This window comes from Streptomyces sp. BA2 (assembly GCF_009769735.1).
Taxonomy (GTDB): domain Bacteria; phylum Actinomycetota; class Actinomycetes; order Streptomycetales; family Streptomycetaceae; genus Streptomyces.
The window spans coordinates 1309625-1333514 of record NZ_WSRO01000002.1; the positions used below are offsets into that span (position 1 = coordinate 1309625).

Below are 23890 nucleotides of genomic sequence, written 5' to 3' on the forward strand. Positions count from 1 at the left end.
GCTGACCGGCATGTCACAACGCACCGGAGACCTCGTCGGCATACGCCCGGCGACGCAGGACGACATCGCGGAGCTCGTACGCCTGCGGACGCTGCTGTTCGAAGACCTCGGCGGCGACTACTTCAACCTGCCATTGGTGGACGGCAGTTGGCAGGACACCCTGGCCGTCGTCCTGAAGGACCAGCTGGCCACGGGGAACACGCGGATCCTCGTCGTGGACGGCGAGGGGGGTGGCAGGGGTGACGGCTGCCTGGCCGCGTGCGCCATCGGCTCGGTCGAGCAGCGGCTGCCGGGTCCGCACCTGCTGGGCGGCCGGGTCGGCATGGTGATCGGCGTGGTCACCGACCCGGCGCACCGGCGGCGTGGGCACAGCCGCTCACTCCTGCGGGGCCTGCTCGACTGGTTCCGGGAGCGCGAGGTGGCCCGCGTGGACCTGTACGCATCGCACGAGGGCGAGCCGCTCTACCGCGAGCTCGGCTTCGTCAACCACCCCGACCCCGCCCTGTATTGGCGCCCATGACAGCCCTCACCGAGGTGGCGCACAGCACGTGGCGCTACCGGTGGGTCGTCCTCGGTATCGCCACCTTCACCCAGGCCGCGGCCGGCTTCTTCGTGCAGGGCATCGGGGCGATGGGTATCCACCTGCAACGCGAACTGCACCTGAGCACGGTCCAGTTGGGGCTGCTGGTCTCGGCGGCCCAGTTGGTCCCGCTGGTCGGGCTGCTGGTCGCCGGGGAGCTGCTCGACCGCTGCGACGAGCGCTGGGTCGTCGGGGCGGGCGCGGGCTTGGTCGCCGTGGGCCTGCTCGTGGGAAGCGCGGCGCCGGGCTATGTGTCCCTGCTCCTGGTGCTGCTGCTCGTCGGCGCGGGCTACAGCACCGTCCAGCCCGGCGGCAGCAAATCGGTGGCGTCGTGGTTCGGCGCGTCCCAGCGGGGTCTGGCCATGGGCATCCGGCAGGCGGGGCTGCCGCTGGGCGCCGCGCTGGCCTCGGCCGCGCTGCCCTTCATCGCCGACGCCTTCGGCTGGCGGGCGACGCTCGTGACGGGCGGGTTCGTCGCGCTCCTGGGGTCCTGCGTGTTCATGGGCTTCTACCGCAGGCCGCCCGTCCCCGCCGCTCCCCGGGGCGGCGGGGAGCGCCCCTCGGTCAGGTCGCAGCTCGGCGCCCGGCTGCACATGCTCCGCGAACCGTCCATGGTGCGGATCATGCTCACCGGATCGAGCCTGATCTCGGTGCAGTGCGGCGTGGGCATCCTGACGGTGCTGTATCTGCACGAGACGGCGTCCGTCGGAGCCGGCACCGCGGCTCTCGTCCTGGTGGCCGTCCAAGGGGCGGGCGTCGTCGGCCGGATCGTCCTGGCGGCCTGGAGCGACCGCGCCAGGTCCGGACGGTACGGCTCACTCGTCCTCAGCATGGCCGCCGTACTCGCCGCGATGACTGTGCTGATGACCCCGCTGGGCCGGTCACCCGCTGTCGCCTGCTGCACGCTCGTCTGGCTCGGCTTCTTCGGCTTCGGCTGGTACGGCCCCTGGGTCGCCTACGTGACCGAATCGGCTCCACCGGACCGGACGGGATTCGCCCTCGGCCTCGCCATGTCCGTCAACCAGATCGCCATCGTGGTGATGCCACCGGTGCTCGGCCTGCTCAAGGATCTCACCGACAGCTTCGCGCCGGTCTGGGGACTCCTCTCGGCGATGACCTCCGTCGCCCTGACCGTCTCGGCCCGCACACGGCCCGGCAACCGGCCCCGTTCGTGTGGCCGACCCGGCGTCTGCGGTCCACCGTGAACAGGTACGAGGTGTTGCCGCCACCACGGCGGGTAGCCGCGCCTCCGCAGCGGAAGCCGCCGTGAGACCACGCGGAACGAAGTGACAAGGACTGGAGGGATCACCGTGAGCGAGGAGCTGCCCGAGACCCGGGGCCAGGACGAGACCCCCGTGCCGAGGGATCTGCCCGATCAGCAGGCGTCGGACGAGGAGGACCACTGGGAGCTGGACGACGCGTCGACCGCCACCGGTAACGCCCCGGACGCCGACGACGACGTACCGGACACGGACGAGGCGGGCACCGGCCGGCGCGGCGCACCGCATTCGGGTGGCGTGCGCCCGGACCAGCCGGTGCCGGACGAGCCCGCCGACTGAACGGAGTCATCGGAGTCCGCGGGACGGCCCCGTCAGGGCGCGCTCAGCGGGGCGGCCTCGGCTCGGCGGAGACAGCCAGGGTGAACGAGTGGCCCGCGGGGTCGCTGTAGGTCCGGGTGTCCCGGGGGCCTGTGTTGTCCTTGGTGTCCACGGGCCTGGCTCCCAGGCCGACAGCCTCGCGCTCCGCCTCGTCCATGTCGCCGCGGTCCACCAGGATCCTGAGGTGCGCCTGCTGCGCGTCCTCGGGCCGCGGCCAGCTCGGCGGCGCGTAGCCGTAGTCCCGGTGGACTGCCAGGCAGATGCCCTGTGCGTCGAATACCTCGACATAGTCGGGGTCATTGCCCATGCTGGCCGTGCCTCCGAGCAACCCCGCGTAGAACTCCGCGAGCTCCTCGGGCTTCGCGCAGTCCAGGACGAGGACGGCGGTCTTCTTCACACCCATGGGGTCCCTCTTCTGTAGGCATGGATCGGCATGGTTCGGCACAGAGGCGGTGGCCGTCTCACCCGGCCACCCCGCGACCGTCCGAGTGCCCCGCTCGGCCCGCCTCAATCGGCGTCACCCCGCGGGCGCACGGGTCCCCCGGCGCGGGCGACACTGGGGGCATGCGCCTCGTCGACCAGTGTCCGCCCCCTCCCGTCTACGGCCGTCTCCGCATCGAGCGGCGCGACCTCTCGCCCGCCCGCTGGCTGGAGCAACGCCCGCCCCACGACGACGGATTCGGCACGGTCGCCGGTGTCTGCGCGCCCGGCTTCGAGGCGTACGCGCGCATCCTCCATCCGGCCTGGCTCGGCGCGGAGCCGGTGCGGTGGGACCAAGTGGCCGCCGTGTACGGCAGGTCGGTGTCGGCGGGGACGCGCTGGCACGAGCTGATCGGCCTCGGGGACCGCCTCCTCTACCGCAACGACGACACCCCGGCCGTCCCCGGCGTCTGGGACGAACACCCCGACGAGGGCCCGACCCCCGCCGGCGTCGCCCGCGCCCTGATCCCCGTCCTTTCCCGGCACACCGGCACCCCCGACCGCTGCTGGTACGGGCTCTGGGAGGGGTACGGCCAGTACAACTGGGACGGCTGTCCCGTGTTCCGCACACCCGGCCGCGACGAGATCCTGCTCTCCGGACCGCTGGACGACGCCGACTCACCCGCGTCACCGGACGGCGACCCCGATGAGTGCGCACCCGAACTCCCCGACCTGTGGTGGCCCGAGGACCGAGCCTGGTGCGTGGCCGGTGACGTCGATCTGGTGAGCACGTACGTCGGCGGTTCGGCGGCCTGCGTCGCGGATCTCCTCGCGGCTCCGGGCCTGGAGGCGTACGAGATCACCGAGACGTCGGCAGTCGACTGATTCACCGTCACCCACTGTCCGTGCGGAGTCGAACTCCACTATCACGGCGTCGTGTTCGAGGGACGAGATCACGACGAAAGCCCTTCCGGGGCGGCCTGTTCCGACTCCCTGTCCTCCGCGCCCGGCGGGGTGACTAGCATGGCGCGATATGTGGTCCGGAAGATCGCCGTCCCCTTTGGCGTTCCCACCGGACCCGAGACCGATGCGCACATCGGTCGGCTCGTTGCTTACCTGCACTCAAGGACCGAGGGACCGCTGAATGCCCGTGCCTGCTCCTCCCAGCCCGCACCGAATAGAGAAGGCGCGTCGGCGCGCGTCGGCCCTGCCCGTGGTCGTGCTGGTGGTGACCGCCGCGGCCGGTGCCGTCGCGGGCGTCATGGCACCGGACGACGCCCGGGTCTGGACGGTGGCTTCGGTCCTTGCCGGCTGGCTGTGTCTGGCGATCGTGCTCGTGACGAGTTCCCTGCTCGTCAAGCGGGTCCGCGAGGCCGCCGCCGCGGACCACGCCGAGGCCGCGTCCCTCAACGCTCAGCTGGCGCGCCAGGGTGCCGAGACCGCGCACCTGGTGAACGTCACATTGCCGACCGTGGTGAAACGGTTGCGCGACGGGACGAGCGCGAGTGAGACCTTGGCGCAGACGGCGCCGCCGTCGGATCCGCAACTGCGCCAGGTCATCCACGTGTTCGCCTCCGTGGTGGAGGAGACCGTCAGGCACGCAGCCGACGTCGAGTCACGACGCGACCACGCCCAGGGGCAACTCGCCCAGGCCGCCGACGAGTTGGACCAGCTGACGGCGGTGACGCTGCCCTCGGCGATCGAGCGGCTGCGCGACGGCGCTTCCGCGGACACGGTCCTCGCCGGTCTCGAGTGGCCGCGCAACCCCCTGCTGCGGGTGCCCGCCGAGTCGTTCGTACGGGAACTCGCCTACAGCGAGCGGCGGGCGGCGGCCGCGCAGGCGGCATCCGCCAAGGCGCTGAGCCGGGTGCAGGCCAAGTCCGTGAGCATGCTCGCGGACCTGCGGGACATGCAGGAGCGGCACGGTGTCGAGGTCTTCGGCGATCTGCTGCGCCTGGACCACAGCACGTCGCAGCTGGGTCTCATGACCGACCGTCTCGCCCTGCTGATGGGCGGCCGCTCCAGCCGTGCCTGGAACAAGCCGATCGTCATGGAGAGCATCCTGCGGGGCGCGGTGGGCCGGATCTCCGCGTACCAGCGCGTGAGGTTGCACTGCTCGACGACCGTGGCGATCGCCGGGTTCGCCGCGGAGGGCGTCATGCACGTCCTGGCCGAACTCATGGACAACGCCGCGAACTTCTCCCCGCCCATCGACGAGGTGCACGTCTATGTGGAGGAGCGCAGCGCCGGGATCGTCGTGACGATCGAGGACAGCGGCCTGAAGATGGCCGACGCGGCGATGCGCCGTGCGGAGCAGTCGGTCTCCGGGCACGTCACGGACCTGGCCTCGCTGCAGGGCACCCGCCTCGGTCTCGCGGTGGTGGGGCGTCTTGCCGCCAAGTACGGCATGAGCGTCAACTTCCGTCCGTCCTCACGCGGCGGCACGGGCGTCGTGGTGCTCCTGCCGCCGCAGCTCATGGCCCAGCAGCGCGACCCCGCTCCCCAGCAGCTCGCCCCCCGCAGTGTCGAACCGGCGCCCGCGCCGGCCCCGGCGGCCCCCGCACCGGCGGCAGCGGAGATCCCCGCCGCCCCGGAGCGGCCCGCCGCCCCCGTGCAGCCCCCGGCCGGAGCTCAGGCACAGCCCCAGCCGGAGCATTCCCGTCCCGCGGCGGCCACGACCAACGGCCTGCCCGTGCGCGCACCCGGCCGCACCATGGCCGAGGCGGAGCGTGAGCGCGAGCAGCGCAGGGCGGCGTCCGACGCCGCTGCCGGGGCAGGGTCGCTCTCCGGTGACGCGGGGCTGCCGCCGCGTGACGCCGGTTCCCGTTTCGGTGCCTTCCACCGCGCGCGGCGGGCTGCGGGCGACGTGCCCGGCTCCCCCGCGGCACCCGAGTCCCCCGCCGATTCCGGGCCGCCGCCCGCCGAGTAGACCGAAGCCACCCGCACGGCGCCCGGGCTCTGGCGCCCCCCCTTCCCCGCTCGAAATCGTGAGATTGGAGGGACGGGCAGGTGACCGGAAGAACCGCGCATCTCGCCCCGCCTACCATGCAGACCACTGACAACAGCCTGACCTGGCTCCTGCAGAGCCTCCTGAAGCGCACCCCCGGTACGCGGCACGCCCTGGTGCTCTCCAGGGACGGCCTGAAGCTGTGCTGGAGCGAGCATCTGACGCTCGACCAGGCTGACCAGCTGGCGGCGATCTGCTCCGGCATCCAGGCCCTCGCCCAGGGTGCCTCCATGGAGTTCGGCGACGGGACCGGCGGCGTCCGGCACTCCATGACCGAGTTCCACGGCGGGCTGCTCTTCATCGTCGAAGCCGGCCTGGGCGCGCATCTGGCGGTGGTTGCGGAGGAGAACGCCGATCCCGGAGTGGTGGGGCATCAGATGACCGAACTCGTCGAGCAGATCGGTGAACATCTGCGCGCCGAGCCGCGCGGTCAGGCCGAAGGCAGCAGCTCCTCGTGACGCCGCGCAGGCCCGTGGACATCGGTGATCCGGACCGGCTCTACACGGTCACCGGCGGTCGCAGCCGCGCCGACGACGATTCGTTCGACCTGGTCACGCTGGTGGTGAGCGAGTGCGAGCCCACTGCGGGGATGCAGTCGGAGCACGTACGCATCCTCGAACTGTGCCGGCATCCGAGCGCCGTGGTGGAGATCGCCGCGGAGATGAAGCTGCCGATCACGGTGGTGCGGATCCTCCTTGGTGACCTGCTCGCGATGGGCCGGATCACCGCCCGCCATCCCCGCGCGGCCGGCTCGGCCGCCGCGATCCCCGATTCCGCCCTTCTCAAGGAGGTGCTCCATGGGCTCCGCAACATCTGAGCTGCCCTCCCGTACGCCCCTTTCCGACACTGCCGAGACCGGCTTGAAGATCGTCGTCGTGGGCGGCTTCGGGGTCGGCAAGACCACGCTGGTCCGGTCGGTCAGCGAGATCCGTCCGCTGAACACCGAAGAGGTGATGACGCAGGCCGGTGTCGGCGTCGACGAGACGGCCGACGTCGCCGCCAAGACCACCACGACGGTGGCGTTCGACTTCGGCCGCATCAGCCTCAACGAGCGTGTGGTGCTCTACCTGTTCGGCGCTCCCGGGCAGGAACGCTTCTGGTTCCTGTGGGACCGGCTCTTCGCCGGCACGCTCGGCGCGGTAGTCCTGGTCGACACGCGGCGGATGGACGACTCGTGGTACGCCATCGACCGTCTCGAGCACCACAAGACCCCGTTCGTGGTGGCCGTCAACCGGTTCGACGACGACACCTCCACGCACTCGCTGGAGGAGATCCGCCAGGCCCTCGCGCTGCCCGACCATGTGCCGCTGATCGACTGCGACGCACGGGTGAGATCGTCGGGCAAGGACGTCCTGATCACCCTCGTGGACCACCTCTACGCACTGGCCATGGCCCAGGAGATGACACCGTGACCGAGCCGACCGGATCCCCTTACGAGCAGAGCCCGCCGCCCGGGTGCCCGGCCCACGCGGGTACGGGCGCGGTGCGCCTGGGCGGTCTGGAGTACCAGCAGACGCCTTCCCAGCTCTACCGCACCCTGCGCAGGGAGCACGGGGCGGTGGCGCCGGTGCTCCTCGACAGTGACGTGCCCGCGTGGCTGGTGCTCGGCTACTCCGAGGTCAGCTATGTGACCAGCCACGACGAGCTGTTCGCCCGCGACTCGCGCCGCTGGAACCAGTGGGAGCACATCCCCGCGGACTGGCCGCTGCTCCCGTTCGTCGGCTACCAGCCGTCGGTCCTGTTCACCGAGGGCGAGGAACACCGCAGGCGGGCCGGGGTGATCACGGAGGCCCTCGAAGGAGTCGACCAGTTCGAACTCGCCCGGGACAGCGCCCGGATCGCCGACCGTCTCATCGCCTCGTTCGCCGGCAGCGGCCAGGCGGAGCTGATGGACGCGTACGCGCACGCGCTGCCCATGATCGCCGCGGTGCAGATGTGCGGCATGCCGGACGCGAGCACGGACACGCAGCAGCTCGTGGACGACCTGCGGATCTCGCTCGACGCGCACGAGGGCGACGACCCCGTGGCGGCGTACACCCGCGTCGGGGAGCGCATCCAGCTCCTGGTCAAGGAGAAGCGGGAGAAGCCCGGAGCGGACGTCACGTCACGGATGCTGACGCACTCGGCTGGCCTCACCGACGAGGAGATCGTCCAGGACCTGATCTCCATCATCGCCGCGGCGCAGCAGCCGACGGCCAACTGGATCTGCAACACGCTGCGGTTGATGCTGACCGACGAGCGGTTCGCCCTGAACGTGTCCGGCGGTCGGCTGAGCGTGGGCGAGGCGCTCAACGAGGTGTTGTGGCTGGACACCCCGACCCAGAACTTCATCGGCCGCTGGGCGGTGCGCGACACCCAGCTCGGCGGGCGGCAGATCCGGGCGGGCGACTGTCTGGTGCTCGGCCTCGCCGCGGCCAACACCGACCCGCAGATCTGGCCCGAGTCGCATGTCGGCCCGGAGAACTCGGCGCATCTGTCCTTCAGCCACGGCGAGCACCGCTGCCCCTACCCGGCTCCGCTGCTCGCCGACGTCATCGCGAGGACCGCGGTCGAGACGCTCCTGGAGCGGCTGCCCGACCTCGTCCTCGCGGTGGAGCCGCACGAGCTGACGTGGCGTCCGTCCATCTGGATGCGCGGTCTGACGTCGCTGCCGGTGCAGTTCACGCCTGTGGCGCACTGAAGCACTGAAGCGGTGCCGGGGCGCCGCCCGCGGGCGGCGCCCCGGAGGGGTCAGGCGGTGACGGGCGTGAACCGCACCGGCAGGGACTGCGGTCCGCGAGTGAACACCCCTTGCTCGACGGGGTCGAAGCCCTCGGCGAGCCGTATGTCGGGCATCGCGTCGAGGAGTTGGCCGACGCCGATCTCCACTTCGGCCTTGGCCAGCAGGGCGCCCACGCAGAAGTGCCTGCCGAGGGCGAAGGAGAGGTGGTCGGCGGCGGCGGAGAACGCGGTCGTCGTGGTCAGGTCCTCGCGGAAGATGTCGAAGCGGTCGGGGTCGCCGTAGCGCCGCTCGTCGCGGTTGGCCGAGCCGATGAGGCAGGTGACGGTGGCCCCGGCGGGGATGGTGCCGCCGGTGACCTCCACGTCGGTCGCCGACTGCCGCATGATCATGTGGACGGGCGGCGTGTGGCGCAGGGTCTCGGCGAAGGCGCGGGCGATCAGCGTGCGGTCCTGCCGGACGGCTTCGAGCTGCTCTGGGTGCATCAGGAGGTTGGCGAAGATGCTGGCGATGGCCTTGTCGGTGGTCTCGCCGCCCGCCGCGAGCAGCAGGCTGCAGAAGGCCTTGATGTCCTCGTCGCTCATGCGTACGCCGTCGACCTCGGCGGCGCACAGCGTGGAGAGCAGGTCGTCGCCGAGGTTGTCGCGGCGCTCCCGGATGATCGGGATCATGTACTCGGCGAACTCCACCCGGGTGCGCTCGCCGGCCGCCGCGACCTCGGCGTCGCCCGCGAGGTTGCCGAGGAAGGCGATGACGGTGGTGTACCAGCCGTGGAAGCGCGCGTGGTCGGCCTTGTCGAGGCCGAGCATGTCGGCGATGACGTTGACGGGGAAGCGGGTGGCGTAGTCCGCGACCAGGTCCACGCTGCCGGTGTGCCGGAAGGTGTCGATGAGTTCGCGGGAGTTGCGCTCGATGACGGGCAGGAACTTCTCCTGGAGGTCGCTGCCGCGGAACGCCGGTGCCACGAGCGCGCGCCGCACGGAGTGCTCCCGACCACTGAGCTGGAGGATCGTCTTGCCGTGTACGGGCTCGATCTGCCAGTCGTAGTTGTCGGTGGTGAACTGCGAGGCCTTGTCCTTGAACACGCGCTCGACGTCCTCGTACCGCGAGATGATCCAGCTCTGCGTCGCCTCGTGCCAGAACAGCGGCGCGCTCTCCCGCATCACTCGGTAGGCCGGGTACGGGTCCTTGGCGAACTCGGGCGAGAGGATGTCGGGGACCTGCTGCGCGGTGGACATGTAGCTCCTAGGTCAGAGACAGGCAACGCGCACCAGGCTATTGATCACTTACTGAGGCAACCAGCCCCTCCCGGCCGACCGTTGAGCACTGCACTAATGTTGGCCGAAAATCACCCTCGCCCCGCCGGTCGGAAACGGCGGGGCGAGGGGACCTTGACCGGCCACTCGGCCGCCGGGACCGTCAGCAGCTGAGCTTGTCGCCCGGGGTGACGCCGAGGATGCCGGTGAACCGGGTGTAGTTGTTGATCCGGCTCTGCACCTGCTCGGGGTTCTTCCCGTCGCATTCCAGGCTTCCGTTGATGCTGCGGATCGTCTCGCCGAACCCCGCGCTGTTGACCATCGCGTTGTGCGGCGTCATGGTCCCCGGGCCGTTCTGCGTGTTCCAGTACCAGAGGCCGGTCTTCCACGCCACGGCCGGATCGTTCTGCACGAGGTCGGGGTTGTTCAGGAGGTCGATCTTCAGGGCGTCGCCCGCCGCCTTGTAGTTGAAGTTCCAGCTGAGCTGGATCGGGCCGCGGCCGTAGTACTTGTCGTTGCCAGCCGGGCAGCCGTAGGGCTGGGAACTGTCGCAGTAGTGGGGGTAGTTCGCGGTGTTCTGCTCGACGACGTGGACCAGACCGCCCGTCTCGTGGCTGACGTTCGCGAGGAAGGCCGCCGCCTCCTGCTTGCGTACGGTGTCGCTGCCGGTCCCGGTGAACTCGGGGTAGGCGCTGAGCGCCTGCGTGAGTCCGCTGTAGGTGTAGAAGGAGTTCCGGTTCGGGAACATCTGGTTGAACTGGGCCTCGCTGACGGGGAATTCCGCCGCCGCGGCCCGCTCCCCCGGCTCCGCCTTCTCGGCGGAGGCGTTGGGCGCGAGGGTCAGGACGGCGAGCGCGGCGGCCGACGCGGTCGCGGTCAGCGCGGCAAGGACACGAGGACGCATGAGGGATCACTCCTTGGCGGACCGGCGCATGCGTGTGCACGGCCGCCCGTCACGTGGTGGGGGGGAGAGGATGCGGGTCGGCTCTGAGCGCGTACGAGGGGTGAGGGGCGCGCGAAGAGACGCGGCAGGACCCACCGGTGATCGCACCGGCGCACCGGGAGCTGCAGCTCTCCGGAATGGCTCCTACCGTTGGACTAGACCATATCGAGTGACACGTCCACGTCAATACCTCTTCAGGTGCACGCAGTTGAGGGCCGTGATCGCCGGGCGCATTCCGGTACGTCTGTGTACGGCCGTGGCGGCCGTACACTGGAGCGGTGTCGGGCTGGTCCCTGCTCCGCCCGGCCACCCGTGATCAGCCCTCCACGACCCGGATCCGGTCCTCTGCGACCAGTCGTGCGGCGCACGGGTAGCGTTCCTCGGCCGTCCTGGCCCTTCGGCCGCACGCAGATATCCCCCTGTGGGGCCCGCTCGCCTTACGCGTATCACCGCGGATTCCGGCTCACCGTCGCCCTGCCCCTCAGGCCGGGCGTGCGCGGTGTGCCGCGGACCGCCTTCGAGGGGACTGTTGTGAAGCTCAGCGCACTGCTCGACGGGCACGACCACCACGTTCTGCACGGTGACCCGGGAGTCCCGGTCACTGCGGGAATCACCTTCGACGCCGGGCACGTGACGCCCGGATCGCTGTACGTCGCCGTTCCGGGCCACGAGGAGGGCGGACCCGGGGGCATCGGCCGGGCACTGGAACGAGGGGCGGTGGCGGTCATCGCCGAGGACGGCCCCTTGCCGGACACGGAGTCCGCCGGGCGGGAGGTGTGCGTGCTGCGGGTGGCCGACGCACGGGCGGCCGCCTCGCTCGTCGCCTCCCGGTACTACGGCGATCCCGGCCGCGCGATGGACATCGTGGCGATCACGGGGACGAACGGCAAGACCTCCGTCTCGTACATGGTCGAGTCGGCGCTCAGGCTGGCCGAGGGCGCGAAGGTGGGGGTGATCGGCACCTCGGGAAGCCGGATCGGCACCGAGCGGATACCGATGCCGCGGTCGGTCCTCAGCACCCCGGAGTCGCCGGATATGCACTATCTCCTCGGCCACATGCGCGACCGGGACGCGAGCAGCGTGGTGCTCGAAGCCACCTCCATGGGTCTGTTGCAGCGGCGCCTCGACCATGTGCCCGTGAGTATCGGTGTCTTCACCAACCTCACCCAGGACCACCTGGACGACCACGGGACGATGGAGCACTACAAGAACGCCAAGCTGCGCCTCTTCACAGGGCTGTGCGACCGCGCGGTGGTCAACGCCGACGACCCCGTCAGCGCCGAGATCATGGCCCTGATGCCGGGCTCTGTGACCACGTACGGCCTGGAGGCACCGGCCGATTACCGGGCGAGCGATCTGGTCGTGGACGCGGCGGGCACCCGCTTCACGCTCCACCACGACGGCCGCAAGTACCCTGCCGCGATCCCGATACCGGGCCGCTTCTCGGTGTCCAACGCGCTGGCCACCCTCGCCGCGTGCCATCTCCTCGGGCATGAACTGCCCGCCCTCGTCGCCGCCTTGGACCGGATGCCGCCCACTCCGGGCAGGCTCGAACGCTTCACCACCGCGCAGGGGGCCTGCGTGATCGTCGACTACGCGCACTCTCCCGACTCGCTGGAGAAGGTCCTCGCCACGATCCGCGGCTTCGCGACCGGGTCGGTGATCACCGTCTTCGGCTGCGGCGGCGACCGTGACATCACCAAGCGGGCCCTGATGGGCGAGATCGCGGGCCGTCACTCCGATCTGTGCGTCGTCACCTCGGACAATCCCCGCGACGAAGATCCCGAGGCCATCCTGGACCAGATCGTTCCCGGCCTGACGTCCACCGGGACGCCCTTCCACCGCGTGGCCGACCGCCGCGCCGCGATCTCGCGCGCGCTGACCGCCGCGCGGCGCGGCGACATCGTGCTCGTCGCGGGCAAGGGCAGCGAGCCGCACCAGATCGTCGGCGAACAGCTCATCCCCTTCGACGACATGACAGTGGTCCGCGAACTCGACGCGCTGTAGGGACGATTCACGCAGGCGGATGTGCGATTCATCCACCGCGTGGGCGTGGGCAGTGCGAATCGGGCACTGGTGCGCCGGGGCGCGTGGCGTTTACGGTCCCTGCACTTTCCGCCACAGCACCTCGCACGTCGGGGTGCTGTCACCCAGGGAGCCGCCTGTGCCCAAGGAGCCATCTCCGTCCGTCACCGAGGTCGAGACGCACGGAGTCGAACGCATCCCGGACGCGGACCGCACGGCGGGGCCGCTCGATCTGTTCCGGCTCGCGTTCGGCGGCGCCAACACCTTCGCCACCTGCGTGCTCGGGGCGTTCCCGATCCTGTTCGGGCTCTCCTTCTGGCAGGGGCTCGCGGCGATGCTCATCGGGCTGCTCATCGGCGCGCTGCTGCTCGCCCCGATGGCGGTGTTCGGGCCACGCAACGGCACGAACAACGCCGTCTCGTCATCGGCGCATCTGGGCGTGCACGGCAGGATCGTCGGCTCCTTCCTCTCCCTGCTCACCGCCGTGGCGTTCTTCTCCCTGTCGGTGTGGAGCTCGGGCGACGCCCTCATCGGCGGAGCGCACCGGCTGCTCGGCGTGCCGGAGAGCGACGTGGCCTACGGCTGCGCGTACGCCGTGTTCGCCGCTCTCGTCCTCGCCGTGTGTGTCTACGGTTTCCGCTTCATGCTGCTCGTCAACAAGGTCGCGGTGGTGGCGGCGACCCTGCTGTTCGTCCTCGGCCTTGCCGCCTTCGCGGGGGACTTCGACCCCTCGTACGCCGGGGTCTTCACGGCGGACGCCGACCAGGCCACCCAGGACCTGTTCTGGCCGTCCTTCATCGGCGCCGCGCTGATCGTGCTGTCCAACCCGGTCTCCTTCGGCGCCTTCCTGGGTGACTGGGCGCGCTACATCCCGGCCGAGACCCCGCGCCGCAAGGTGATGGGAGCGGCCTTTCTCTCGCAGCTCGCCACAGTGCTGCCGTTCGGCTTCGGCCTGGCGACGGCGGCGATCATCGCCGAGCAGGCGCCCAAGTACATGGACCCGGCCGCCCCCAACTTCGTCGGCGGCCTGCTGGCGATCGCGCCGGGCTGGTACTTCCTGCCGGTCTGCCTCATCGCGCTGATCGGCGGCATGTCGACCGGCACCACCGCGCTGTACGGCACCGGCCTGGACTTCTCCTCGGTGTTCCCGCGGCTCGGCCGCGTGCAGGCCACCGTTCTGATCGGCGTCCTGTCCATCACGTTCATCTTCGTGGGCCGGTTCGGCTTCAACCTCGTCCAGGCGATCTCCACCTTCGCCACGATGATCATCACCTGCACCGTGCCGTGGATGATCGTCATGATGCTCGGCTACGTCACCCGGCGCGGCTGGTACGACCCCGAGGCACTGCAGGTCTTCACGCGCCGTCAGCACGGCGGCCGCTACTGGTTCGCCCGTGGCTGGAACTGGCGCGGCATGGCGGCCTGGTGGACCGGTGCGGTGACGGGCGTCCTTTTCACCAACATTCCAGGACAGTTCGTCGGGCCGCTCGGCGACCTCGCGAACGGCGCCGACATCAGCCTCCCGCTGGGAGCCGCCGTCGCCGCGATCGTCTACCTCGCCCTGCTCGCGGCGTTCCCGGAGCCGCGCGGGGTGTACGGGCCCGAGGGGCCGCGCTGGGTGCGCGCGGCGGACACGCCGATCGCTCCGATCACGGGGCCGCCGGGCGGCGCCCCCGAGGAACCCTCCGCGAAGGTGCGGGCGTAGCTCAGCGCGCCTTCTTTGAGCTCAGCGCGCCTTCTCGAACTCCCGCTTGAGGTTCCGCAGCGTCCTGTCGATGTTGCCGACCTGAAAGACCGCGAAGGTGCGTCCTCCCGTGGCGAGGCGGTCGAAGGCGTTGGCCACGAAAGTGGGCCAGGACCGCCTGTCGTCCGTCCAGGTCTCGGTCACCTTGGTGCCTCCGTCACACTCCTGGAACCGGTACTCCCAGGTGGCGATGGGGGCACGCAGCCGGGGGCGCTTCAGTCCGATCGCGTGCACGCGGAAGGCGAAGCGCCGCCCCGGCTCGGCCTTGGTCACCGTGCAGCGCGTGGTCCAGCGGAACGGGCCGCGCTTGTTGTGACCCTCGAAGACCAGGCCGACGACGGCGGGCCCTTCGCCTCCGGGCACGGTCGCCCCGAGGTTCTCGGGGCTCCAGCGCCCCATCAGAGCGGGCTGGCTGACCTGCTCGTACACCGTCCGCGGTGACGCCTCGACCAGGATGCTGCGTGACACTGTGAACGTGCGGGTCATGACAACTCCGATCCTCGACCCGCGACCTTACTCACCAGTAGCCGGGATGTCAGCCCCCACCTCGCGCCGCAGAGTGCCTCAGACCCGACCGGTGACCGTGACGGCGACACCGGGCGCGGCCGGCTCGCCGGTCACTCGCTCGACGGCCTTCGCCGCGGCGGAGCGCACCTCCCGTGTCACGTCCAGGGCCCGCCGCCCCCGGTGCAGGACGACGTACACCTCCACGCTCAAGGCCCCGGTGTCCTTCTCCCGCCGTACCTGTACTCCCGCGGAGCCCGCCGGAGTACTGGGGAGACCGCGCCTCAGCACCGCCGACGACCGCAGCAGGTCCGCGAGGCCCGGCCGCAGGAAGGCGACCCCCGGGGTGCCGAGAACCGCCTCTATGACGGCGTCCGCCACTGCGCGCGCAACGTCTCGCTCGCTCATCGCTGCCGCCCTTCCGTGCTGTCGTCGTCGCCGTCGTCGTCATCGATGAGGTCGCTGATCGTCACGTCGACGACCGCGATCCGCATGCCGAGCTCGTCGTCCACCGCCTCCAGCACCCGCCCGCGCACCCGGTCGGCGACCTCCGGCAGGTGCCACGTGAGCGGGACCTGCACCTCGATGCGGATCCTGACCGGCCCGCGCGCGAGGCGACCGGCCGGCGCCGGGGACGCGGGCTCGTCCAGCGGGCCGATGCGGCAGCTTCCCGCGCGCACGCCCGGCAGCGACTCGGCCGCGGCCCGGACCGTTCTGGCCGCGGCGGCCTCCACGATCCACGCGTCCTCGTCCTCGTCGCCCAGCGGCAGCGTCCGGCCCGGCCGCAGCTCCAGACGCACCACGTCCATGACACGGCCCGCGAGCGCGGAGGTGTCCTGCTCCCGCGGCGCCGTGTCGCGCGCCTCCGTGACGATCCCCTCAAGGCGCAGCAGGGCGTTCAGGGCCTGCGTGCAGTGCGGGCAGCCGTCGGCGTGGGGGTCGGGCACGCCCGTCTCCCGCTGTTCCCATACGTGCGACAACTCGCGCCCACAGGGCAGCAGTTCGTCATCGTTCATCGCCATGCGGCCATCGCCTCCGTCAGATAGCGCCGCGCCCTGAAGACACGGCCGCGGACCGCCTCCGGACTGATACCGACCGTCTCGGCGATGGCCTCGTAGGGCGCGCCGTCCAGCTCACGCAGCACCCAGCACACCCGCTGCTCCGGCGAGAGTCCCTCCATCGCCCGCGCCAGGTCCGCCACGGCGGCGTGCCCCTCGGCCACCCGCGCGGGCGAGACCTCGTACTCCGGCGCGGCCGGCTCGGGCAGGCCGTCGAGCGCCACGACCGGTCGCCGCGAACGCAGCAGGTTCAGGCAGCGGTTGGTGACGATGCGGTAGATCCACGTACCGAACTGCGCGTCCCCGCGGAACTCCGGCAGTTTGCGCCAGGCGCTGACGAAGGAGTCCTGCACGGCGTCCTCCGCCTCCGGGCGGCTCCCGAGCAGGCGCGTGGCCAGGCGCAGCGCCATGGGCGCGTGGCGGTGCACGAGGGCTTCGAAGGCCTGCTCGTCGCCCTCCGCCGCCCGCACCGCGAGCAGTCCGTCGTCACGTCTCGACGACGCGTCCGCTTCCTCACGTCTTGAGGACGCGTCCGCTTCCTCGGCTGTTCCGCCCCGGTCGCCCGGCACACGCGGCTCCTCTCACTTCGGTCGTGCTCGTACGACACACGAAGCGCCCTCCGCGTTACGCGGCCCAGGAACGCTACATGCCGGGACAGGAAATTCCCGCGAGGCGCGTAACGGAGCCGGGGTACTCGGGTCGGAACAGGAGAAGAGGCGGGGAAACCCCTGACGACGAGGAGACGCCACCATGACGACGCAGGACCTCACTTCGAGCACAGCAGCACCCGGCAGCACCGAGAAGGGCCTCACCGGCGAGGCTCGCAGGAGCACGCCGGGAGCCACCACCGTCAGCGGAGCCACCGGCGCGGCCGAGCCCGCGGCGACGCGGGGCAAGACGTCCATCGCCGATGTCGTGGTCGTGAAGATCGCCGGCATGGCGGCCCGCGAGATCCCCGGCGTGTTCGACATGGGCGGCGGCCTCTCCCGCACCATCGGCGCCGTGCGCGACCGCGTTCCCGGCGGGCGCCCCAACGTCGGCCGCGGGGTGAAGGTCGAGGTCGGCGAGCGGCAGACGGCGATCGACCTCGACATCGTCGTCGAGTACGGCGTGCCCATCACGGACGTCGCCCACGACGTGCGCGAGAACGTCATCTCGGCGGTGGAGCGCATCACGGGACTCGAGGTGGTCGAGGTGAACGTCGCCGTCAACGACGTCCACCTGCCCGAGGACGACAGCGCGGACTCCGGCGCCGAGACCCGCGTCGAGTAGCGCGCCGCCCCGCCCCACGCGGGCCAAGACGTGACGTTCCCTTCTGTGGTGTGAGGTGAGTGGTGAGCACAGCTCTGGTCGGCCTGATGGCGGGCATGGCCCTGGGGTTCGCCGGGTGGTTCGGCGGCTTCGGCGCGTTCCTCCTGGTCGCCGCGCTCGGCGCGGTCGGCTTCGTCCTCGGGCGCCTCGTCGACGACGGCACGGACATCCGCGCCTTCCTCGGCGGGCGTGACCGGGAGCGGCGATGACCGCGCCCGCGGCGGAGAGCGGGGTGACGACGCCCGCGGCGGAACGCGGGGTGACGACCGTCGCGGACCGTGCGGTGCGCCGCATCGCGGAACGCGCCGCGACAGAGGCACTGGCTCCCGGCGCGGTCGAGGTCGAGGGAGGCTCGGCGGCCGTGCGCGGCCGCCGGGCCCGGGTCGGCGTCACCGTGACCCTGCCCTACCCCGCCGTGCTCGACGAGGCGGGCGAGAGCGTACGGTCACACGTCGCCGAGCGCACGGCCCGGCTCACCGGCCTCACCGTGCCCTCGGCGCGGATCCGCGTCCGGGGTCTGTCCCGGGGGCTGCCCCGCGACCAGTTGTCCGCCGGGCGGCTCGCACCGCAGGTGGCCGCCACCGAGGCGGCGGGGATTCGCGCACACCGCCCCTGGTCCCAACGCCGCCTGCCCGTCGGGGTGTTGACCCTGCTCGCCGCCGGGGCCTGCGGAGTGCTGCTGTACGACGTGGTGTCCGTGCACGCCGCCGGGCGCGCTCCCGCGCGGTGGCGGGTCGACGCGATGGAGTGGCTCGCCACGCACGGCCCCGACAGCGGCACGGCCACGGGTGTCCTCGCGGCGCTCGGAGTGTTCGCGCTCGGTGTGTGGCTGCTGGTCCTCGCCGTCACGCCGGGCCGTCGCAGCGTTCTCCCGATGAGGCCGCCGCTTCCGGGGGTGCGTGCGGTCCTGGATCGCAGGGCGGTCGCGGTCCTCCTGCGGGATGCCGTGGCCGGCGTACCGGGCATCGGGCAGGTCCGGGTCAAGGTCGGCCGCCGTACGGCGCGGGTGCGCGCCGGGCTTGAGTTCGGTGAACGGGAGGGTGCGCGGCGGGCGGTGGCCGAGGCCGCCGAGGCGGCGGCAGCGGAGCTCGGGCTCGCCGGGCCACTGCGGCTGCGTGTGCGCCTGCGTACGGAATCCACCGCAGCGGAGAGGAGCACTCCTGATGAGCCGGCTGCGTAGCGGTACGAACCGCTCAACTCTGCTCTGTGCGGCGGCAGTTCTCCTTTTCGCGGGAGCCGTACTGGCTTCCGCGGCGGCTCCCGTCCGCGACCGGCTGCCGTCGGCCCTGCCGCGTGTCGGCGCCGACCGGGTGTGGCTCGACCAGGAGGTGCTCGGCCGGTGGCGTGATCACGACTGGTGGCCGCCCGTCGTGATCGCCGCGCTGGCCGTCGGCACCGTCCTGTTCCTCTGCTGGACCGCCGCCCAGATCCGCACCGGCCGGCTGCGCGAACTCCCGCTCGGGCAAGCTGGTGTCACCCTCTCGGCCGGGGCCCTGGCCTCCGCGATGGCCGAACGCGCCCGAGCCGTCGACGGCGTGGCCCGCGCGCACGTACGCCTGCTCGGACGCCCCCGGCGGCTGCGGGCCCGCATCACGCTGGTCCTGGAGACCGACGGCTCCCCGGAAGCGGTGCTGCGCGAGCTGGCCCGGGGCACCATCGCCGAGGCACGGGCGGCAGCGGCGCCCCGGACGCTGGAGGCGGACGTACGCCTCACGACCAGGCGGCACCGGGCGCGCCGTGTCCACTGAGTGGTTACGGCTGCAGGGCTTCCAGCGTGGCGCGGAGGTCGGTGGCGCGAGGGCGGTTGTGCGGAAGCCTCGCGAGCACGGCGGCCATGCCGCAGGTGTCGGTGACGGCGGAGAAGACGAGGCCGGCGCCGACACCCGCGGCCAGCCAGCGCGCGGGCCTGAAGCGGGTTCCGGCGGCGAGGCCGAGGACGACGAGGGACCCGGCCGCGAGCCGCACCTGGCGCTCCATCGGCCAGGCCGTCGGCGCGCCGTCCGAGGGGTGCAGCGGGTAGCCCTGTTCGGCCCAGGCGGTGGTGCCGCCGGCGAGGGTGGCGGCGGGGATGTCGGCGGCGGCCAGCTCGTCGCAGGCGGAGGCGGAGCGCTTTCCTGAGGCGCAGACCATCAGGAGCTCACCGCGGGCTGCCGCGGCCTTGAGCTCGGGCAGCGCCATGTGCAGGTGGTCGACGGGAATGTTGTGGGCACCGGGAAGGTGGCCGGAGGCGTACTCGCCGGGGCTGCGGACGTCGATGACGGTGAAGCGGTCCAGGCGGGCGGCCGCCTCGGCGGGGGCCAGATCGGTGGGGGGAGTCATGGGGAGCTGTCCTTTCGTTGCCCCAAGGCTCTCACCTCGGACCGGTACCTGTTCGGCCGGTGCGGTGCGGGGCTTGAGCGGTTGGTACGCCTGCTGAGTTGTGCCTGAGTCGAGCTGCTGAACAGCGTCTCAGGCGCCGCGGGCCTGCTCGAAGCGGGCGCGGCCCTCGGTCAGTTCGACGACCGGTGCGGGGTAGTCGACGCCCGACCGGTCGTCGTCCGGGAGTTTCCACGGCTCGTGGATGTACCGGTCCGGGACCTCGGCGAGTTCGGGGAGCCAGCGGCGTACGTAACCGCCGGCCGGGTCGAAGCGCTTGCCCTGGACGACGGGGTTGAGGACCCGGTTGGGCCGGGTGTCGGTACCGGTGCCCGCCGCCCACTGCCAGTTCATCTGGTTGTTGGCGATGTCCCCGTCGACCAGGAGGCTCAGGAAGTGCCGGGCGCCCACGCGCCAGTCGACGTAGAGGGTCTTGGTGAGGAAGCTCGCCACGACCATGCGGCCCCGGTTGTGCATCCAGCCCTCGTGACGCAGTTGTCGCATCGCCGCGTCCACGAAGGGATAGCCGGTGCGCCCCTCGGTCCAGGCGGTGATCTCCTTTGTGTCGGTGCGCCACCGGTCGCCGTGCGAGCGGTAGTCCTGGGCCGCCGCGTCCGGGCGGGCCGCGAGGACCTGGTGGTGGAAGTCCCGCCAGGCCAGCTGCCGGACGAACGCCTGCGCTCCCGGCGAGCCCTCGCGGGTTGCCTTGTGGATGACTTCGGCCGCCGAGAGGGTGCCGAAGTGGAGGTGGGGCGAGAGGCGCGAAGTCGCGTCTCCCGCGATGTCGTCATGGCCGTCCTCGTACCCCGCGATGCCACCGGTCAGCCAGGCCAGCAGCCGCTTTCGCCCTGCGCTCTCGCCGCCGGGGCCGAGTCCCGGTGAGACGCCGGTGATCTCCGCGCGCGGCAGCACCGGCTCCGACTTCACGTCGGCGACGGGGACCTTGCGCGGAGCGGCCAGGAAGTCGCGTACGCCTTCCGACGTCCAGCGCCGGAAATACGGGGTGAACACCGCGTAGTGGTCCTTGCCCGTCGGGAGCAACTCCCCCGGAGCGACGGCCGTGAGGACCGCGTCGTGCACGACAAGGCGGCAACCGGTGTCGCCGAGCGCGGCCCGCAGCCGCTCCTCGCGCCGCGTCGCGTACCTGCTCACCCCGGCAGCGACGTGCACCCGCGCCGCCCCGGTCTCCGTCACCACCCGGCGGACCTGGTCGACGACATCGCCACTGCGGACCACGAGGCGACCGCCACGCTCGCGCAACCCCGAGTCGAGATCCTCCAGGCAGTCGGCGAGGAAGGCGCGGCGGTTCGGGACGGCGAAGCCAGTGGCCCGCAGCCCGTCGTCGTACACGAACAGCGGGACGATCCGGTCCGCCTCGCGCAGGGCCGCCCGCAGCGCGGGATTGTCGTGCAGGCGCAGGTCGGAGGTGAACAGGACGATGGATACGGTCACTTGCCGCGGCTCCTCATGTCGTGGGGGGGGGAAGCTCATCAGGGCCACCCGGTCGGGTGTCTGCTCGTCGGAGCCGCGACCGGTGCGTCGCCGTATTGTCCGTGGGTCACGACTTCCGGGTGGTTCCCGCGGCGCGCTGTTCGGCCGTACGTGTGATGTTGCGTGCCATGCCGCCGAAGACGAGCGCGTGGAACGGCGAGACGCTCCACCAGTAGGCGTGCCCCAGCAGGCCGTGCGGATGGAAGAGCGCCCGCTGCCGGTAGCGGGTGCGGCCCTTGCCGTCCTCCTCCGCGTACATCTCGAGCCAGGCGAGGCCCGGCAGTCGCATCTCGGCCCGCAGCCGAAGGAGCCGTCCCGGTTCGATCTCCTCGACCCGCCAGAAGTCCAGCGAGTCCCCCACCCGCAGCCGCTGGGCGTCTCGGCGTCCCCGTCGCAGGCCGACCCCGCCGACGAGCCGGTCGAGCCAGCCGCGCACCGCCCAGGCGAGCGGGAAGGAGTACCAGCCGTTGTCGCCTCCCACGCCTTCCACGACACGCCACAGAGCCTGCGGCGATGCCTCCACGGTGCGTTCGCGGCGGTCGGTGTAGAGGCTGCCGCCCGCCCAGTCGGGGTCGGTGGGCAGCGGGTCGCTGGGGGCGCCGGGCAACGAGGCGGACGACCAACGGGTGCTGACCTGGGCCTCCTTCACGCGTTCGAGGGCCAGTGCGAGCGCCGTGTCGAAGCCGATCGGGACGCCGTGTTCGTCGGGAACGTACCGGGCGATGTCGTGTTCGTGGCAGACGACTTCATGGCGCAGGGATTCCGCGAGCGGCCGGGCGATCGAGGCCGGTACGGGGGTGACCAGGCCGACCCAGTGGCTGGAGAGGCGTGGGGTCAGCATGGGCACCGGCACGATGAGGCGGTGGGGCAGCTTCGCCACGGCCGCGTACCGGCGCATCATGTCGGCGTAGGTGACGACGTCGGGGCCGCCGATGTCGAAGGCGCGGCTGACCTCGTCGGGCAAGGTGGCGCTGCCCACGAGGTAGCGCAGGACGTCGCGCACGGCGATCGGCTGGATCCTGGTGCGCACCCAGCTCGGCGTGACCATGACGGGCAGGCGCTCGGTGAGGTAGCGCAGCATCTCGAAGGACGCGGAGCCGGAGCCGATGATCACTGCGGCGCGGAGCACGGTGGTCGGCACGCCGGACTCCAGGAGGATGCGACCCACTTCGGCCCGTGAGCGCAGATGCGGCGACAGTTCCGCTTCCGGGATGCCCTCGGGAGTGAGCCCGCCGAGGTACACGATGCGCCGCACGCCCGCCGCGCGGGCCTGCTCGGCGAAGATCCGGGCCGCCTTCCGGTCCGTCTCCTCGAAGCCGCGGCCGGTGCCGAGCGCGTGGATGAGGTAGTACGCGACGTCGATGCCCTCCATGGCGGCGCCGACCGACCCGGCGTCGGAGGCATCGCCGCGCACCACCTCGGCCCGCCCGGCCCAGGGGTGGTCGCGCAGCTTCTCGGGCGAGCGGGCGAGGCACCGCACCCGGTGCCCCGCGTCGAGCAGCTCGGGGACGAGCCGCCCCCCGATGTATCCGCTCGCTCCGGTCACCAGGCAGCGCAGTCCCCGCGCGCCTTTGCCGCTGTCCATGCGTACCTCCGGCCTTGGGTAACGTCCTCGGCTCCAGCTTCTCCCGGAGGTGTTCTCTCGCGCGCGGTCAGCTCGAGGGTGGCTCAGCGGTGCTCCGGCGCAGGACGAGCCGCGTGGGCACCAGCGTGGTGCCGCGCTCGGGGGCGCTCTGCTGCATCTGGCGCAGGACTCCCTCGACGCAGCGGCGCCCCACTTCGGCGAAGTCCTGGTGGACGGTCGTCAGGGGAGGCTGGAAGGAGCCGGATTCGGGGATGTCGTCGAAGCCGATGACGCTGACGTCGTCCGGCACCTTGCGGCCGCGCTCGTGCAGGGCGCGCAGCAGACCGAGGGCCATCTGGTCGTTGGCGGCGAACACCGCCGTGCAGTCTTCCTGTTCGGCGATGCCGAGTCCCGCCCGGTATCCCGACTCCGCCGACCAGTCGCCGCGCACGAGGGGCGGCGGGACGCACCCGGCCTCTTCGAGCGTGGCCCGCCAGGCGTCTGCGCGGCGTTGCGCGGCATAGGAGCCCTCGGGCCCCGCGAGGTGCCAGACGGTCCGGTGGCCGAGGTCGAGCAGGTGCCGGACGGCGTCGCGGGTGCCGCCCGCCTGGTCGGTGTCGACCACGGTGTAGCGGTCCCCGGCGTCCGAGTCGGCCACGACGACCTGGACATGGGGAGGCAGGGAGAGGGCCGCCGCGTCGAGCAGGTGCACTTCCATGATGACGATGACGGCGTCGACGGCGAGTTCCCCGAGCCGCGAGAAGGCGCCCCGCACCTCGTCCTGGGTGGGGACGGCGACGGGGAGCAGGGTGACGGCGTACCCCTCCTGTGCCGCGGAGGTGGCGATCGCGTCGATGGTGCGTACGTTGCCCGTGGTGGAGAGGGTGAAGGTGATCAGGCCGATCGTGCGGAACTCGCCGCGCTTGAGGGCGCGGGCCGCGCTGTTGGGCCGGTAGCCGAGTTCCTTCATGGCGGCGAGGACCTGCTGCCGTGTCTCTTCGGTGACGCCCGAGTACCCGTTGGAGACACGGGAGACGGTCTGCGAGGAGACGCCGGCGAGACGGGCCACGTCGGCCATGGACGCGCTCTGCCCGCGGCGCGCGGCCCGTTCCCGTTCCCGTTCGCCCGGGGCGCCGCTCGCCGAAGTGTTCTCTGTTGCTTCCACTGTCTCCCTCACCGCGCGTGTCCCGGTCTTCCCGGACGACCCTTGACCGCCGCCATCGGGGCAGTGTAGACATTCCGCCACTGAATGTTTACGTAAACATAACATCCCGCGGCGCTCGGCACAGGCCCTTGTCACACGGTGATGTTTACG

At 71.6% G+C, this 23890-nt stretch carries 26 protein-coding genes; 15 read left to right on the forward strand and 11 right to left on the reverse strand.

Translation table 11 applies throughout. The features are described 5' to 3' along the window. Nucleotides 1-10 precede the first annotated feature (10 nt). From E5671_RS08470 to E5671_RS08480, 3 genes are all read left to right on the forward strand, one after another. Complete coding sequence (locus E5671_RS08470) at nucleotides 11-520, forward strand: GNAT family N-acetyltransferase (RefSeq protein ID WP_160503222.1); 510 nt, start codon at nucleotides 11-13, stop codon at nucleotides 518-520. Continuing rightward, nucleotides 517-1785, forward strand: a complete 1269-nt coding sequence (locus tag E5671_RS08475) for an MFS transporter (protein ID WP_160503223.1) — start codon at nucleotides 517-519, stop codon at nucleotides 1783-1785. Before E5671_RS08470 ends, E5671_RS08475 begins: the two co-directional genes overlap by 4 nt. Before the next feature lie 105 nt (nucleotides 1786-1890). Beyond that, nucleotides 1891-2139: a hypothetical protein gene (locus tag E5671_RS08480; protein ID WP_160503224.1), complete on the forward strand. Its 249-nt coding sequence runs from the start codon at nucleotides 1891-1893 to the stop codon at nucleotides 2137-2139. A gap of 43 nt (nucleotides 2140-2182) precedes the next feature. On the opposite strand, the gene E5671_RS08485 is transcribed toward E5671_RS08480, so the two are convergent. Beyond that, nucleotides 2183-2581 (reverse strand): VOC family protein, encoded by a 399-nt coding sequence (locus E5671_RS08485; protein ID WP_160503225.1) that lies wholly within the window; start codon nucleotides 2579-2581, stop codon nucleotides 2183-2185. A gap of 161 nt (nucleotides 2582-2742) precedes the next feature. Between E5671_RS08485 and E5671_RS08490 the strand changes: the two genes are divergently transcribed. The 6 genes from E5671_RS08490 to E5671_RS08515 all read left to right on the forward strand — a co-directional run bounded on the left by E5671_RS08490 (nucleotide 2743) and on the right by E5671_RS08515 (nucleotide 8285). Continuing rightward, on the forward strand, nucleotides 2743-3483 hold the full coding sequence (locus E5671_RS08490) for a hypothetical protein (protein ID WP_160503226.1): 741 nt from the start codon (nucleotides 2743-2745) through the stop codon (nucleotides 3481-3483). 259 nt (nucleotides 3484-3742) lie between these two features. Then, nucleotides 3743-5527 (forward strand): sensor histidine kinase, encoded by a 1785-nt coding sequence (locus E5671_RS08495; protein WP_160503227.1) that lies wholly within the window; start codon nucleotides 3743-3745, stop codon nucleotides 5525-5527. A 116-nt stretch (nucleotides 5528-5643) separates the two neighbouring features. Next, nucleotides 5644-6063, forward strand: coding sequence for a roadblock/LC7 domain-containing protein (locus tag E5671_RS08500; RefSeq protein WP_160503228.1), 420 nt, complete (start codon nucleotides 5644-5646; stop codon nucleotides 6061-6063). Continuing rightward, nucleotides 6060-6422, forward strand: a complete 363-nt coding sequence (locus tag E5671_RS08505; RefSeq protein WP_160503229.1) for a DUF742 domain-containing protein — start codon at nucleotides 6060-6062, stop codon at nucleotides 6420-6422. Before E5671_RS08500 ends, E5671_RS08505 begins: the two co-directional genes overlap by 4 nt. Then, nucleotides 6403-7017, forward strand: coding sequence for a GTP-binding protein (locus tag E5671_RS08510; protein WP_160503230.1), 615 nt, complete (start codon nucleotides 6403-6405; stop codon nucleotides 7015-7017). The genes E5671_RS08505 and E5671_RS08510 overlap by 20 nt, the downstream gene beginning before the upstream one ends. Further along, entirely contained in the window at nucleotides 7014-8285 is a 1272-nt protein-coding gene (locus E5671_RS08515) for a cytochrome P450 (RefSeq protein WP_160503231.1), read from the forward strand. Before E5671_RS08510 ends, E5671_RS08515 begins: the two co-directional genes overlap by 4 nt. 50 nt (nucleotides 8286-8335) lie before the next feature. Here the strand turns inward: E5671_RS08515 and E5671_RS08520 are convergent, their stop codons facing one another. Together E5671_RS08520 and E5671_RS08525 are read right to left on the reverse strand one after the other, a co-directional pair. Then, on the reverse strand, nucleotides 8336-9562 hold the full coding sequence (locus E5671_RS08520) for a cytochrome P450 (RefSeq protein WP_160503232.1): 1227 nt from the start codon (nucleotides 9560-9562) through the stop codon (nucleotides 8336-8338). 181 nt (nucleotides 9563-9743) lie between these two features. Then, on the reverse strand, nucleotides 9744-10484 hold the full coding sequence (locus tag E5671_RS08525; RefSeq protein WP_160503233.1) for a chitinase: 741 nt from the start codon (nucleotides 10482-10484) through the stop codon (nucleotides 9744-9746). A gap of 570 nt (nucleotides 10485-11054) precedes the next feature. On the opposite strand from E5671_RS08525, the gene E5671_RS08530 reads away from it, so the two are divergent. Together E5671_RS08530 and E5671_RS08535 are read left to right on the forward strand one after the other, a co-directional pair. Continuing rightward, on the forward strand, nucleotides 11055-12530 hold the full coding sequence (locus E5671_RS08530) for a UDP-N-acetylmuramoyl-L-alanyl-D-glutamate--2,6-diaminopimelate ligase (RefSeq protein ID WP_160503234.1): 1476 nt from the start codon (nucleotides 11055-11057) through the stop codon (nucleotides 12528-12530). 157 nt (nucleotides 12531-12687) lie between these two features. Beyond that, entirely contained in the window at nucleotides 12688-14253 is a 1566-nt protein-coding gene (locus tag E5671_RS08535; RefSeq protein ID WP_336605708.1) for a purine-cytosine permease family protein, read from the forward strand. Between the two features lie 21 nt (nucleotides 14254-14274). On the opposite strand, the gene E5671_RS08540 is transcribed toward E5671_RS08535, so the two are convergent. The 4 genes from E5671_RS08540 to E5671_RS08555 form a co-directional block, all read right to left on the reverse strand. Continuing rightward, complete coding sequence (locus tag E5671_RS08540; protein ID WP_160503236.1) at nucleotides 14275-14778, reverse strand: SRPBCC family protein; 504 nt, start codon at nucleotides 14776-14778, stop codon at nucleotides 14275-14277. A gap of 78 nt (nucleotides 14779-14856) precedes the next feature. Further along, nucleotides 14857-15204, reverse strand: a complete 348-nt coding sequence (locus E5671_RS08545; RefSeq protein ID WP_160503237.1) for an Asp23/Gls24 family envelope stress response protein — start codon at nucleotides 15202-15204, stop codon at nucleotides 14857-14859. Continuing rightward, entirely contained in the window at nucleotides 15201-15818 is a 618-nt protein-coding gene (locus E5671_RS08550; protein ID WP_160503238.1) for an Asp23/Gls24 family envelope stress response protein, read from the reverse strand. Before E5671_RS08550 ends, E5671_RS08545 begins: the two co-directional genes overlap by 4 nt. Then, complete coding sequence (locus E5671_RS08555) at nucleotides 15809-16333, reverse strand: RNA polymerase sigma factor (RefSeq protein WP_202121632.1); 525 nt, start codon at nucleotides 16331-16333, stop codon at nucleotides 15809-15811. Before E5671_RS08555 ends, E5671_RS08550 begins: the two co-directional genes overlap by 10 nt. A gap of 271 nt (nucleotides 16334-16604) precedes the next feature. Between E5671_RS08555 and E5671_RS08560 the strand changes: the two genes are divergently transcribed. The 4 genes from E5671_RS08560 to E5671_RS08575 all read left to right on the forward strand — a co-directional run bounded on the left by E5671_RS08560 (nucleotide 16605) and on the right by E5671_RS08575 (nucleotide 18913). Beyond that, nucleotides 16605-17126, forward strand: a complete 522-nt coding sequence (locus E5671_RS08560; RefSeq protein ID WP_160503240.1) for an Asp23/Gls24 family envelope stress response protein — start codon at nucleotides 16605-16607, stop codon at nucleotides 17124-17126. 62 nt (nucleotides 17127-17188) lie between these two features. Continuing rightward, the gene (locus E5671_RS08565; protein ID WP_160503241.1) at nucleotides 17189-17374 is read left to right on the forward strand and encodes a hypothetical protein; all 186 of its coding nucleotides are present in this window, start codon (nucleotides 17189-17191) and stop codon (nucleotides 17372-17374) included. Then, complete coding sequence (locus tag E5671_RS08570; RefSeq protein ID WP_160503242.1) at nucleotides 17371-18345, forward strand: DUF6286 domain-containing Asp23/Gls24 family envelope stress response protein; 975 nt, start codon at nucleotides 17371-17373, stop codon at nucleotides 18343-18345. Before E5671_RS08565 ends, E5671_RS08570 begins: the two co-directional genes overlap by 4 nt. After that, on the forward strand, nucleotides 18329-18913 hold the full coding sequence (locus tag E5671_RS08575; protein WP_160503243.1) for an alkaline shock response membrane anchor protein AmaP: 585 nt from the start codon (nucleotides 18329-18331) through the stop codon (nucleotides 18911-18913). The genes E5671_RS08570 and E5671_RS08575 overlap by 17 nt, the downstream gene beginning before the upstream one ends. Before the next feature lie 4 nt (nucleotides 18914-18917). On the opposite strand, the gene E5671_RS08580 is transcribed toward E5671_RS08575, so the two are convergent. The 4 genes from E5671_RS08580 to E5671_RS08595 form a co-directional block, all read right to left on the reverse strand. Further along, the gene (locus E5671_RS08580) at nucleotides 18918-19484 is read right to left on the reverse strand and encodes a rhodanese-like domain-containing protein (RefSeq protein ID WP_160503244.1); all 567 of its coding nucleotides are present in this window, start codon (nucleotides 19482-19484) and stop codon (nucleotides 18918-18920) included. A gap of 129 nt (nucleotides 19485-19613) precedes the next feature. Beyond that, a complete protein-coding gene (locus E5671_RS08585; RefSeq protein WP_160503245.1) occupies nucleotides 19614-20972 on the reverse strand; it encodes an FAD-binding domain-containing protein in 1359 nt (452 codons plus the stop codon). Nucleotides 20973-21078: 106 nt separating this feature from the next. Continuing rightward, the gene (locus E5671_RS08590) at nucleotides 21079-22596 is read right to left on the reverse strand and encodes an SDR family oxidoreductase (protein WP_160503246.1); all 1518 of its coding nucleotides are present in this window, start codon (nucleotides 22594-22596) and stop codon (nucleotides 21079-21081) included. A 67-nt stretch (nucleotides 22597-22663) separates the two neighbouring features. Then, a complete protein-coding gene (locus tag E5671_RS08595) occupies nucleotides 22664-23653 on the reverse strand; it encodes a LacI family DNA-binding transcriptional regulator (protein WP_160510064.1) in 990 nt (329 codons plus the stop codon). Between the last annotated feature and the right edge of the window lie 237 nt (nucleotides 23654-23890).